This is a genomic window from Cellulophaga geojensis KL-A (genome assembly GCF_000568425.1).
GTDB lineage: Bacteria > Bacteroidota > Bacteroidia > Flavobacteriales > Flavobacteriaceae > Cellulophaga > Cellulophaga lytica.
Map to the genome: position 1 here is coordinate 17,862 of NZ_ARZX01000028.1, position 12,455 is coordinate 30,316.

A 12,455-nucleotide genomic window follows, 5' to 3' on the forward strand; every position below is an offset into this window, starting at 1 on the left:
AATTTAGTGTATTACAAAGTTACAAGAAGTAGTCATGTAATAATCTATTTATTAGGAAAAAAGATGATGATCTATAGTATCTTGGTAAGTAATTTGTAAATGTTTAGGTAGTTTATTGCTTTTTGGAAGCACAGCTAAATACCTATCATCATTAGAGGTAAAAACTCTTTTATATACAGGGTTATACAATCCTATTTTAGATACTATTTCTTTTATAAAATCTTCATGATGTACCAAATCTTCACTTCCTAAATGAAAAATACCAGTTTTTTTATGATTAATAATATAATGTAGTTGTTGCGTTAATTTATCTACATAAGTAACATTAAAAACCAAATTAGGAAAAACCTCTACAGGTTCTTTGTTTTGCAGTAGTGTTTTAATCTCTTTAATTCTGGGAGTGTTATTACCAAAAACCATTGGTAAGCGTATAATTATTGCTTTGTTTTTTGGTAATCTAAGCAGCATATTTTCAATCTTAATTTTTAAACGTCCGTAAATACTTAAAGACAGTGTTTTGTCTAACTCATAAGATGGGTATTTGCTGTAAGCATCAAAAACATTTGCAGAAGATAAAAATAACAACTTGACTTTGTGGGTAGTTACGTATTCTATTATGTGTTGGTGTGCTAATATTTGTGCTGCAAAATTACCACGTATAGCAGATATAATGTAATCTGGTTTTACAATTTCTAACAATTCGTAAATATCTGTTTCTTCTACATTATAATAAAAAAACTGACCGTTGTCTTCAAAATCTTTTTGGTTAAAACAATAGGTTCCATAAGTATCATAATAGGCATACAATTCTTTATATATGGCATTACCTATAAAGCCGCTGGCACCTAGAATTAAAATTCTATCTTTAGATTTCTTCTCTTTCATTACTCACTTTGGTTCTTAAAAAATAGAGATCTTAGTCTCAGTCGTAAATTGCTCCAATGCTTGCATTCCCAACAAGGAATTTCCTTTAGCATTAAGACCCGGAGCCCAAGTAGAGATAATAAAGTTATTAGGTAGTAAGGCCACAATTCCGCCACCAACGCCACTTTTTCCAGGCAAACCTACTCTAAAAGCAAACTCACCCGCTTCATCATAAAAACCACAAGTAAGCATAATTGCGTTAATACGTTTTGCCTGACTAACAGGTATGTGCTGTACGTTATTTACACACTTTCCACCATTGGCAAACAAATAAAAAGCTTTTGCTAATTGTGCGCAGCTCATATCTATGGCGCACTGGTGAAAATAAAAATCTAAAACATCCTCTACATTATTATTTAGGTTGTTAAAAGACTTTAAAAGGTTGGCTGCAGCAAAGTTTCCGTAACCAGTTCTTTTTTCAGATGCAGCTACATCTGTATTGTAATTTATTGTCTGGTCATTAGCAATGGTTCTAACATAGTTTAAAAAATCTTGTTTAGGGTTTTTTAAATGTGTTACAAGCATATCTGCAATTACAAGAGCACCAGAATTAATTAACGGATTTCTTGGTATTCCATTTTCTAACTCCAATAAAGACAAATGGTTAAATGGGTTGCCAGATGGTTCTACATCTACACGTTCCCAAATACGGTTATCTTCAAAAGCTATAGCTTTAGATAGTGCTAAAACTTTAGAAATACTTTGTATAGAAAAAGGAGTGTATGCGTCACCAGCAGCATAAGTTTCTCCGTTAATACACTGTAAATAAATGCCAAAACTATTAGTACTCTGTTTGTACAGTTCTGGAATGTAAGATGCAACAACACCCTTAACCTCTTCCTTAATTAAGTTGTTATGAATGTTGTTGATAATACCTTGAAAATCTATCATATAAAAATTATGCCTTATAAAAAGGTAATTTTACAACAGTTGCAGCAACTGCTTTTTTTCTAATCTGAATAAAAATTTCTGTACCAGCACTAGATAATGCCGTTGGCACATAACCTAACCCAATACCTTTGTTTAAAGACGGAGACATAGTACCAGAGGTAACTACACCAATTTTAGCGCCATCTGTATCTACTATATCATAATCGTGTCTAGGAATACCTCTTTCAGTAAGTTCAAAAGCAATTAATTTACGCTCAGTACCATTTGCTTTTTGCTCAGCTAAAGCTTCACTATTTACAAAGTCTTTTGTAAACTTGGTAATCCAACCTAACCCAGCTTCAAAAGGAGAAGTGTTGTCATTAATGTCATTACCATATAAGCAATAACCCATTTCTAAACGTAAAGTATCTCTGGCAGCTAAACCAATTGGAGCAATACCAAAATCTAAACCTGCTTTAAAAACATTATCCCAAATTTGTTTTACGTCTTCGTTTTTGCAATAAATTTCAAATCCGCCAGAACCAGTGTAACCAGTGGCAGAAATAATTACATTATCAATACCTGCAAAATCTGCAACCTCAAATGTGTAAAATTTAATTGCTGCTAAATCTACAGATGTAACAGACTGCATAGCTTCAATAGCCTTAGGACCTTGTATAGCTAATAAAGAGTATCCTTCAGATATGTTACGCATTTCTGCATTTATAGTTTCATTGTATTTAGATATGTGGTTCCAATCCTTATCAATATTAGAAGCATTAACAACTAGTAAATATTGCTCATCTTTTAATTTGTAAACAATAAGGTCATCTACAATACCACCAGTTTCATTAGGTAAACAGCTGTACTGAGCTTTACCAACTACTAGTTTAGATGCATCGTTAGATGTTACTTTTTGTATTAAATCTAATGCATTGGGACCTTCAATTAAAAATTCTCCCATATGCGATACATCAAAAACTCCAACACCGTTACGTACAGTTTCGTGTTCTATATTTACACCAGCATAAGAAACAGGCATATTGTAACCAGCAAAAGGAACCATTTTAGCGCCAAGTGCCTCGTGAGTAGATGTTAATGCAGTATTTTTCATTAAAACAATTTATATAATTAGACTATTGTTAGTTTTTTGTCAAAGGTATCGAAAATTGTTTGTTTTATAAATTAGCTCAGGTATTAAAATAAGTTGTTTTTTTAGTTGTACCTGCTAGGAAGTATGGCTGTGTAAAATACGCTAAAAACAAAGTACAAAGGCTTTGTTAATTTGTATTAAACTAACGTTAAACCAGTTAAGATTTTAGGAATTGCCTTAAAGGAATGTTATACTCAGGTATGGAAAACATATTAGTAGCCGGTGCCAATGGTACCACAGGAAAACAAATAGTGAACCTTTTAAAAGAATCTCAGTATTTTAACCCTATTGCAATGGTTAGAAAAGAAGAGCAAAAAGAATATTTTAAAGCAAAACAAATAGATACTGTTCTTGGAGACTTAGAGGGCGATGTAGATAAAGTATTTAATAAAATAGAAAATGTAGATAAGGTGCTTTTTGCTGCCGGATCTGGAGGAAAAAAAGTAGTAGAAGTAGACCAAGAAGGAGCAAAGAGGTTAATTGATGCATCTAAAGAAAATAACATTAAAAAGTTTGTTATGTTAAGCTCTATGGGAGCAGACAAGCCTGAAGAAGCAGAACAACTGCAAGAGTATTTAAAAGCAAAGCATAACGCAGATGAATACTTAAAAGAAAGTGGATTAAATTACAGTATTGTACGCCCTGGTTCTTTAACCAATAAGGAGCCCCATAACCAAATAGAGCTCCAAGAAAAGTTAAATAAAAGAGGTGAAATTAGTAGAAATGATGTTGCACAAACATTAGTGAGAACACTAAATGATGACGTAGCAAACAAGGCCACTTTTGAAATTATTAAGGGTGATACCTTAATAGGTGAGGCCTTAGATAAATTTTCTACTGTAAATGCTTAGTTAGTTATTTAATAAGTAAGATTTTAAGTCATTGTAGCTGCCAATTTTGGTGGCTACTTTTGTTTTGTGCATTACTTCTTGTATTTGCTCTGGCAATGGTTGTTTTTCTTTAATTACGTGTTCAACTACATCTAAAAATTTTGTTGGGTGAGCAGTTTCTAAAAATACACAATGTACATCATTATTATTTTTTAAATATGCTTTGCAACCTAAATAACCAACAGCTCCGTGTGGGTCAGCTACATAGTTATAAGTTTTGTAAATATGCGCTAAAGCTTCTTTTGTTTCTTCATCAGAAAAACTATAAGAAGATAAATTTTCAGTTAAAGCGCCAAAGTCATTTTTGTGTATTTCTTGTATACGAATAAAGTTACTAGGGTTACCAACATCCATAGCATTACTTATAGTTTGTACAGATGGTTTTGGATTATATTCTTCTGTTTTTAAATATGTAGTAACAACATTATTTTTATTGTTAGATGCTATAAAATGATGAATAGGTAAACCCAATTGCTGCGCCATCATACCAGCACATATGTTACCAAAATTACCACTAGGAACAGAAAAAACTATTTTTTTGTGCGTGTTATGTAACTGCTTATAGGCAAAAATAAAGTAAAATAATTGTGGTAGCCAACGCGCTACGTTAATTGAGTTTGCAGATGTTAATTGCATTTTGCTAGTTAATTCTTCGTCTAAAAATGCGCGTTTAACCATATCTTGGCAATCATCAAAAACACCGTCTACTTCTAAAGCAGTTATATTTTGCCCTAAAGTTGTTAATTGTTTTTCTTGTATATCACTTACTTTTCCGCTAGGATATAAAATAACCACGTTTACACCTTTTACACCTAAAAAGCCATTGGCAACAGCGCCACCTGTATCTCCAGATGTAGCTACCAATACAGTAACCTCATTAGTGTTATTTTTGTTAAAATAGCCAAGACAACGAGCCATAAAACGTGCCCCAACATCTTTAAATGCCATTGTTGGTCCGTGAAAAAGCTCTAATGTAGACACATTCTCATCTAACTTAACCACAGGAAAATTAAAGGATAATGTTTCCTCTACAATGGTTTTTAGAACATCCTCTGGAATTTCAGGAGAAACAAATTGTTTAATGGCTGTAAAAGCAATTTCTGAATTAGATAAATTGTCTAAATTTTTAAAGAAATCTGCAGGTAAAGGTGTTATACTTTCAGGAAAGTACAATCCTTTATCTGGTGCCAAGCCTTTTATAACTGCATTTTTAAATGTAGTATTAGGCGCTTTTTTGTTTAACGAGTAGTAATTCATTTTTTAAGGTATTCTAAATTTATTATGTGCTAGCTATTCCAAATTCTCCATGATTCTTCTGCTTGGTGCTCTAGCATATGTTGTCCGTTACTAATAGTAGCTCCTTGGGCTTCACCTGCACTTAAAAATGCTGTTTTGTCTGGGTTGTATATAAGATCAAAAAGCAAATGTTTTTCTGTTAAATGCAAATAAGGGATAGTGGGCTTATCTGTAATTTTTGGGTGTGTTCCTAAAGGAGTACAGTTAATTATTACGGTATACTCTTTAATAATATTATTATTTAAATCTGTATATGTAAATTGATTTTTTTTAGGTTTTCTGGATACATATGTACATACAATGCCCAAATCTTCTAAAACATATTTTACTGCCTTAGATGCACCACCGGTACCTAAAATTAATGCTTTTGTATGGTGTTTTTTTAGATGAGGTTCTATGGATTTTTTAAATCCATAGGCATCAGTATTGTAACCAATTAATCCGTTTTCTGTAAATTTTATAGTATTTACAGCTCCAATAGCTTTGGCTTTTGCATCTAAACTAGTTAAAAACGGAATTACACTTTCTTTATAAGGAATGGTAACATTACAGCCTTTAATATTAGAGTTATTTTCTAATGTAGTTTTAAACTCTTCAATTTTTTGATAGTCAAAATTTACATAGACATAGTTTGTTAACCCAAGTTTTTTAAACTTGTGTGTAAAGTAATTTCTAGAAAAAGAATATTCAATATCTTTTCCTATTAACCCAAACTTATACTGTTTTTTTTCTGTTTTTTCCATACCAATCTAGGACCAATAAAATACTTATTCCTATAACTACAAAAAAAACTGCCCACCAAGTTTCAGAAATCACAAAATCGGGAAAATAGCGAGAATAATTCTTGATAATTTCGTTTCCGTTAGAGTCTATTAAAATATTCCCAACAGCATCTACTTTATATACAGTTTTTTTCCAAGGCCAAACAACTCCCAAAGACCCCGTTATAAAGCCCAAAATAACAGCTGTTGTTATGTGTTTAAAGTGTTTTAAAACGTAACTTATAATGTGAGACAATGTTACCAAACCAATGGCAGAACCTGCTGTAAAAACACCAAGTACGGTTAAGGTATTTAAGCGTTCTGTGTTTTTGGTAAAACTAAAGTCGCCTTTAATTATTTCTGTAAATGTGTCATACAAGGCATTAACGGAGTCTACCAAAAGTAGTACATAATTGCCTAATAGAATTAATATAAAAGATCCAGATAATCCTGGGAGCGTCATACCAGATACACTAATAATTCCACAAAAGAAAATAAAAAAAAGATTGTCATTTTCTTTAGCCGGATTTAAGAAACTTATAGAAACCCCTATTGCTAAACCAACTAGTGCAGCAAAAAAGGTTTTTTTGTTCCAATGATCAAACCCCTTGGCAATGTAATAAATAGAACCTACAATCATCCCAAAAAAACAAGACCACACATATAACTCATTATGCTCTAAAAAGTAATCTAAAATTTTTGAAACGCTAAAATAGCTTACTAGCATACCAAAAATTAGTAACGTAATAAATGTGCCGTTAATGTAATTATAAAAACTCTTAAGTCTGCCATTTAAAAGCAGTTTTAGAGCTTTAAAGTTAAATTTTTGTAGTGAGTATATAAACTCTTCATAAAAGCCTCCCACAAATGCAACAATACCGCCAGAAACACCAGGGACTTTATTTGCAGCACCCATACATAGTCCTTTAACAACAAGGAGAAACTTGTCTAAAACTGTTCTAGTATGTGCCATTGTGTTTATTTGTTTTTTGTAGCTATTTTTTCTAGTATAAAAATAGTTAAAAAACCTGTCACCATTAGTGCAATTGCAATCATAGTTTGCGGATCTATATAATGGTTTAACTCTGAGTATTTTATTGGCAGAATACTTTCTTCTGTAACCGTTTTAAACGATTCAAAATTATGTATGTTTTTTTGATAAACAGCTAATGTTCCAAGATCAGATATGGTATTAAAAGGTACAATTTCTCCTGTTTCATCTACCATTACAGTTACTGTTTTTTTCCAAGGCCAAACTTTGTTTAAAGAACCTAAAATAAAACCAGTTAAAAGTGCTAGTGTAGTATTGTGATAATTTTTAAATAGCCATTTTAAAACTCTACTAAAACTTAATAACCCAATTAAAGCACCAGTAGCAAACAAGGCTATTTTTTTTAAATCAAAATCATGAAAAGCGTCACTTAATGTTTTGTAAGCTCCCATAATTACTAAAATAAAAGAACCAGATATACCAGGCAAAATCATTGCGCAAATGGCAACAGCTCCAGCAAAAAGTAAATAATATGGGTTAGTATTGGCTGCTAAAGCTGGTAAACTTGTAATATAATATGCTAACCCAGCACCAATAATTAAAGCTATTACTGTTAGTGCATTCCACTTTGTAATTTGTTTGCCTACAAAGTAAATACTCACTACAATTAAACCAAAAAAGAACGACCAAATTAAAATTGGGTGGTATTCTATTAAATATTTAGCCAAACGCATAAAGGAAATAAAACTTATTATTATCCCTGTTAGTAAGGCTAATACAAAATTGCCATTTGCTTGCTTCCAAAATGCTTTAATACCATCATTTTTTAACGTTTTAAATAGAGATAAGTTTATGTTGCTTATACTATTTATTAGTTCTTCATAAATACCAGAAATAAATGCAATTGTACCTCCAGAAACACCAGGTACAGCATCTGCGGCACCCATAGCTAAACCTTTTAGCGTAATAATTAAATACTGTAGTAAGTTACGTTCTTTCATAATTGTAATAAAAAACGTAAAAATATAGATTTATTTGGAAGAGTTACTATATTCTATAATAATGTTGTTAATCCACGTGTTATTTTTAAACTGAGGAAAATCTAACTTAAATGTAGCTACCTTTTTTGTGTTAACACTTAGTGCTTTAACCAAATATTCTTTTGTTTTTATAGTCTGATTTAGGGCCATATGTGAACCCGCAATTTTGTATAAAATATCTGCATTGTTTGGGTAAAACTCTAAGGCTTGTTGTAGTATTTGAATAGCAGAATGTAAGTCTCCTTTTTTTATTACTAAGGTGCTCCAATTTAGCCATGTTTTTAACTCGCAATCTCCTAAATCTACCATTTTTTGATATGCAACCTCTGCATCTTCAACCAAACCTAAGGCTTCATGTATTAGTGCGCTTTTCTCCCAATAGAATAAATTTTCTTCCTCTATATTAATTGCTTTAGTTATGTATTCTTTTGCTTTAACATAATCTTCTTGCTTAATATAAAAGCTGGTAATTGCTAACCATCCTTTATCTAACAAAGGATCTTCATGAACGGTTTTATAATAGAATAGCCTAGCTAGCTCTGTATTGCCTATTTTTTCATGACATTTACCAATACGTAAATATGCAAAAGCAGACGGATCTTCAATTTCTATAGTAATTTCATAATTTTCTATAGCTTCATTGTAGCGTTTTAATTTTTCAAGAATTTTTCCTTTCTCAAAATAAGCGCCAACAAAACTATCATCAGAAATAATAGCAAAATCAAAAGCAGCAATGGCTTCTTTATACATTCCTTTTTCTATGTACTGCTTACCTAGTTGATGCCAAGCTACCTCACAGTATGGGTTTTTTTCTAGGTAATCATTTAAAAATACAATGGCACCATCAAAATCTTCTAAAAAGTCAAAACAATAAATAATGTTGTAAAGAGATGCGTAATCGTGTTCATCAAACAAGACACACTGTATAAAATGTTTTTTTGCTTCTTCAAAATTGTCCATAAAAAGGTGTTCCATACCTAATAGAGAGTGTATGTCTATAGAATCATCAGATAAGGTTAAGGCCTTTTCTAATAACTGTATTGCTTTATTGTGGTCGTCTTTTTTAGAAAATATATTTGCTCTTTGTATGTATATTTCTTCATTATTGCTATCAATAGTTTGTAAACTATCTAGCATACTTTCTGCAAGTTCAAGGTTATTTTCAAAAACGTGAACCTCTACTTCTAAAAGTTTTAACTCTATGGTACTTGGGTGTTGGGTTAAGCCAATTTTAATGGCTTTTTTTGCCAATGACATTTTTCCATTGTTTAAATAATGGTGAATAATGTCTTCAAAATCTTCCGCGTCAAAGAAGTAGACGTCATCTGTCTTTAGCATTGACTCAAATTTTGCTATTGGTCTGTCAGGTCTTTCTTCAGCTTCAAATGCCATATAAATTCTTTCTTGCTTGATAAGATTAAAATAAAAGTAAGGTTTTAGGTTACTTTTTTTTGATTGCTACCGTGTATATTATTAACAAAATAGTTAACAAATTACTTTTTGTAGGAGTCTAAAGCTTCTAAAATAAGTGCACATCCTTGTCTAATTTCTTCATTAGAAATGGTTAAAGGAGGAGAAATACGCAGCGCTTTAGGTTCAAACAATAGCCAGAATAATATTAGTCTGTTTTTAGCGCAATGCATTACAACATGGTTTGTAATATCTGCATTTACTAGCATAACAGCTAGCATTAAACCTTTGCCCCGTATTTCTGTAATGTACTTGTGTTTTAGTAGTTTTTTAAATAGTTTTTCTTTTTCTAGAGTTTCTATTATTAAGTTACCACTAGTTAGTTCTTGTAATGTAGCTAAACTTGCAGCAGCAATTACAGGGTTGCCGCCAAAAGTGGTAATATGTCCTAGTTTAGGATTAGATTGTAAATTTTTCATTATTTGGTTTGATGCCACAAATGCGCCAACTGGCATACCAGATGCCATTCCTTTACCTATAACTAAAATGTCTGGTACACAGTTGTAGTGTTCAAAAGCAAATAGCTTACCTGTTCTACCAAACCCTGGTTGTATTTCGTCTAAAATTAATAAGGCGCCTACAGCTGTACAGCGTGCTCTTACCTTTTGTAAAAAATTATTTTTAGGCTCTATAAAACCTGCGCCACCTTGTATGGTTTCTAAAATTACAGCAGCAGTATCTGTTGTAATTTTCTCTAAATCTTTATCAGAATTAAAATTAATAAATGTTGTGCCAGGCACAAGTGGCCTATATGCACTTTTTTGAGATTCTGATCCAGAAACACTCATACTACCCATAGTATTACCGTGGTAAGAGTTGTGTGCAGCTACAATTTTATGTCTTTTTGTAGTTCTTTTAGCTAATTTTAAGGCTCCTTCAATAGCTTCTGTTCCAGAGTTAACCAAATAGGTGGTTTCTAAATTAGAGGGTAGTAGAGAAGCTAAAAACTTTGTATAGGTTACAGCTGGTTCTTGTACATATTCTCCATAAACCATGACATGCATATATTCTGATGCTTGCTTGGTTATTGCATCTACTACTTTTGGGTGGCAATGGCCAAGTGTACAAGCAGATACACCTGCTACAAAATCTAAATGTGCATTGTTGTCCTGATCGTAAATATAACTGCCGCTAGCTCTAGAAACTTGTAAAGTTAAAGGATGCGGACTAGTTTGTGCTTGGTAGTGTAAAAAGTCCTTTTTCACCTGTAATTTATTTTTGTTGCTTTAGTTTTGTACTTGGTACTGGCTTAGATAATGTAGGTTTAGGTACCCCTTTTTTTTCTTGTAGCCTTGGTATTGGGCGGGTTATTTATGGGATCTCCTTGGTTTTTATGTCGCTCTTGCTCTTCTGCATCAATATCTATAGGGTTACTAATGCCTCTAATTATAGGTAAAACAAGATTGTTGTCATCCTCACCAAAAATATCGTCTTTGGTATAAATACGCTGGTCTCCGTACCACACAAAACCTTTTAATTTAACACCTGTTTCTGGTTCTTGGCCTTCAGGAAAAGTTTGTCCGCTAGGGTTAATGTAATACGTTATAACATCTATAGCGTTTTCTTTCATCTCCATAGTAACTTTACCACAAAGTGATTTATCTACCCCAACAAACTCATTTTGGTCGTTATATGAATAATAAATAACCTCTACATTTTGTACAAGATCTATAAAGTTTAGCTCATTGTTTACAAATTTGCCAAATAGGTTTTTACCTTTTGCTTGGTTGTAGCCGGTTTTACTAATTGTATCTAAAGATATTATAAAAGCATTATTAATTACCTTTAAAGAGTCTAATTTATCTGTCTCTAAATCGCTTATTAAATGTATGCTATCTCCTGTCATTTGGTTGTCAATATTCCAAATAATAGGGTTTGTAATAAGTTGTGTTATTCCAGTTTTTTGATCAAAGTGAATAGAATCACACTTACCACTTATATCTGTTTTAAAAAACTTTGCATCCCTAAACGCACGTATAATTCTATTGTCTGGTTTTCCTGTAACCATTAAGGTATCTCCGTGCATGTATAATGAGTCTTTCTCCATTACATTAATAGCAACAGCTCTTTTGGTAGCAAAAACAGAGTCCTTTTCTTTGTATACTTCTGCATAATGTGCTCTAATAACACCATCGTTTACGGTATCTGTAACTACTATATTATTTGTTGCAGATGCAAATTGTTTTCTTTTATTAAAATAAACACTGTCTCCCTCAATAATTTTATTGCTATAATCTATACGTGTGTTTTTTATACCGTAGCCGGTTTCTACTTTAGAGTCATAATAACCACGTTCACAATACATGACATAGTCTTTGCCTGTAATTGTAGACGGACCATACATATACACGTGTTCAGAGTCTGTGTAATAATCCATTTGTTCAGATAATACGTGGTATTTAGGATTTTCTACAGTAACACTATCTAACAACTGATATTTGTTGGTTTCCATAAAAAACCTACCAATTCTACTTTTTATAGTATTTGCAGTATCTATTATAGTTCCAAAATGTCTGTAGTACGACTCCTGTTTTTCTCTATCAAAATACAAAGTATCTGTAGTAAGTGTAGCATCTGGACTTTGTAAAACTACATTTTTAGATGCCTTTGCAAGTTTAATATCTCCAAAATATTCTAATTTGCCACTGTCCATTTGTATAGAGTCTCCTTGCTGCATACGTACATTGTCTATAGCAAGAAGTCTGTTTTCTTTTGGATAAAACACAGCAACATCACACCAAAGGGTTGCTCCTTGGTGTTCAAACTCTACTTGTCTTTCACTATCTCTACTAAATATAGATGCGCCAGGTAGCTTAACTTCATCTTTGGTGAAGTTAGCACCGTGTACTATTTTTATTTGTTTTTTTTCTGTTGATTTATCTTGTGCGTTAACACTAAAAACAAATAAGATTAAGCCAATAACTAATTTGTATTTAAACAAGTCTTAAAATTTTGGTCAAAAATAGGTTTTTTTTGATTGTTCTGATAACAGATTGGCATAGATTTAAGATTATGCTCTTTTTATCTATTTGACTAGTCCTAAATAATCGATACAGATTA

The 12,455-nt window shown here is 32.0% G+C and carries 11 protein-coding genes; 1 reads left to right on the forward strand and 10 read right to left on the reverse strand.

The features are described 5' to 3' along the window. Nucleotides 1-51: 51 nt before the first annotated feature. From KLA_RS15755 to gcvT, 3 genes are read right to left on the reverse strand one after another with little or no spacing between them, the layout of a single operon-like run. The gene (locus KLA_RS15755; RefSeq protein ID WP_034646936.1) at nucleotides 52-885 is read right to left on the reverse strand and encodes a sugar nucleotide-binding protein; all 834 of its coding nucleotides are present in this window, start codon (nucleotides 883-885) and stop codon (nucleotides 52-54) included. 15 nt (nucleotides 886-900) lie between these two features. Next, entirely contained in the window at nucleotides 901-1,815 is a 915-nt protein-coding gene (locus tag KLA_RS15760; RefSeq protein ID WP_013619872.1) for a glutaminase, read from the reverse strand. Between the two features lie 7 nt (nucleotides 1,816-1,822). Then, on the reverse strand, nucleotides 1,823-2,908 hold the full coding sequence (gene gcvT, locus KLA_RS15765; RefSeq protein WP_034646938.1) for a glycine cleavage system aminomethyltransferase GcvT: 1,086 nt from the start codon (nucleotides 2,906-2,908) through the stop codon (nucleotides 1,823-1,825). Nucleotides 2,909-3,147: 239 nt separating this feature from the next. Between gcvT and KLA_RS15770 the strand changes: the two genes are divergently transcribed. Beyond that, nucleotides 3,148-3,798 carry an SDR family oxidoreductase gene (locus KLA_RS15770; RefSeq protein WP_034646950.1) on the forward strand — a complete coding sequence of 217 codons (651 nt, stop codon included), beginning with the start codon at nucleotides 3,148-3,150 and terminating at the stop codon, nucleotides 3,796-3,798. Here KLA_RS15770 and thrC read toward each other — a convergent pair whose 3' ends face one another. The 7 genes from thrC to KLA_RS15805 all read right to left on the reverse strand — a co-directional run bounded on the left by thrC (nucleotide 3,799) and on the right by KLA_RS15805 (nucleotide 12,336). Continuing rightward, entirely contained in the window at nucleotides 3,799-5,094 is a 1,296-nt protein-coding gene (thrC, locus tag KLA_RS15775; protein ID WP_034646940.1) for a threonine synthase, read from the reverse strand. A gap of 29 nt (nucleotides 5,095-5,123) precedes the next feature. Beyond that, nucleotides 5,124-5,876 carry a shikimate dehydrogenase family protein gene (locus KLA_RS15780; protein ID WP_013619868.1) on the reverse strand — a complete coding sequence of 251 codons (753 nt, stop codon included), beginning with the start codon at nucleotides 5,874-5,876 and terminating at the stop codon, nucleotides 5,124-5,126. Continuing rightward, the gene (locus KLA_RS15785; protein WP_034646942.1) at nucleotides 5,848-6,867 is read right to left on the reverse strand and encodes a DUF368 domain-containing protein; all 1,020 of its coding nucleotides are present in this window, start codon (nucleotides 6,865-6,867) and stop codon (nucleotides 5,848-5,850) included. Before KLA_RS15785 ends, KLA_RS15780 begins: the two co-directional genes overlap by 29 nt. Nucleotides 6,868-6,872: 5 nt before the next feature. Next, nucleotides 6,873-7,886 carry a DUF368 domain-containing protein gene (locus KLA_RS15790; protein ID WP_013619866.1) on the reverse strand — a complete coding sequence of 338 codons (1,014 nt, stop codon included), beginning with the start codon at nucleotides 7,884-7,886 and terminating at the stop codon, nucleotides 6,873-6,875. Nucleotides 7,887-7,916: 30 nt separating this feature from the next. After that, nucleotides 7,917-9,317: a tetratricopeptide repeat protein gene (locus KLA_RS15795; RefSeq protein WP_034646944.1), complete on the reverse strand. Its 1,401-nt coding sequence runs from the start codon at nucleotides 9,315-9,317 to the stop codon at nucleotides 7,917-7,919. A gap of 101 nt (nucleotides 9,318-9,418) precedes the next feature. Beyond that, nucleotides 9,419-10,600: an aspartate aminotransferase family protein gene (locus KLA_RS15800; protein WP_034646946.1), complete on the reverse strand. Its 1,182-nt coding sequence runs from the start codon at nucleotides 10,598-10,600 to the stop codon at nucleotides 9,419-9,421. Nucleotides 10,601-10,659: 59 nt separating this feature from the next. Further along, the gene (locus KLA_RS15805) at nucleotides 10,660-12,336 is read right to left on the reverse strand and encodes an OstA-like protein (protein WP_034646948.1); all 1,677 of its coding nucleotides are present in this window, start codon (nucleotides 12,334-12,336) and stop codon (nucleotides 10,660-10,662) included. Nucleotides 12,337-12,455 lie beyond the last annotated feature (119 nt).

What these genes read in the sequence shown, in the direction of transcription:
- KLA_RS15755 (WP_034646936.1), bottom strand. Translation starts at nt 885, where the DNA reads ATGAAAGAGAAGAAATCTAAAGATAGAATTTTAATTCTAGGTGCCAGC.
- KLA_RS15760 (WP_013619872.1), bottom strand. Translation starts at nt 1,815, where the DNA reads ATGATAGATTTTCAAGGTATTATCAACAACATTCATAACAACTTAATT.
- gcvT (WP_034646938.1), bottom strand. Translation starts at nt 2,908, where the DNA reads ATGAAAAATACTGCATTAACATCTACTCACGAGGCACTTGGCGCTAAA.
- KLA_RS15770 (WP_034646950.1), top strand. Translation starts at nt 3,148, where the DNA reads ATGGAAAACATATTAGTAGCCGGTGCCAATGGTACCACAGGAAAACAA.
- thrC (WP_034646940.1), bottom strand. Translation starts at nt 5,094, where the DNA reads ATGAATTACTACTCGTTAAACAAAAAAGCGCCTAATACTACATTTAAA.
- KLA_RS15780 (WP_013619868.1), bottom strand. Translation starts at nt 5,876, where the DNA reads ATGGAAAAAACAGAAAAAAAACAGTATAAGTTTGGGTTAATAGGAAAA.
- KLA_RS15785 (WP_034646942.1), bottom strand. Translation starts at nt 6,867, where the DNA reads ATGGCACATACTAGAACAGTTTTAGACAAGTTTCTCCTTGTTGTTAAA.
- KLA_RS15790 (WP_013619866.1), bottom strand. Translation starts at nt 7,886, where the DNA reads ATGAAAGAACGTAACTTACTACAGTATTTAATTATTACGCTAAAAGGT.
- KLA_RS15795 (WP_034646944.1), bottom strand. Translation starts at nt 9,317, where the DNA reads ATGGCATTTGAAGCTGAAGAAAGACCTGACAGACCAATAGCAAAATTT.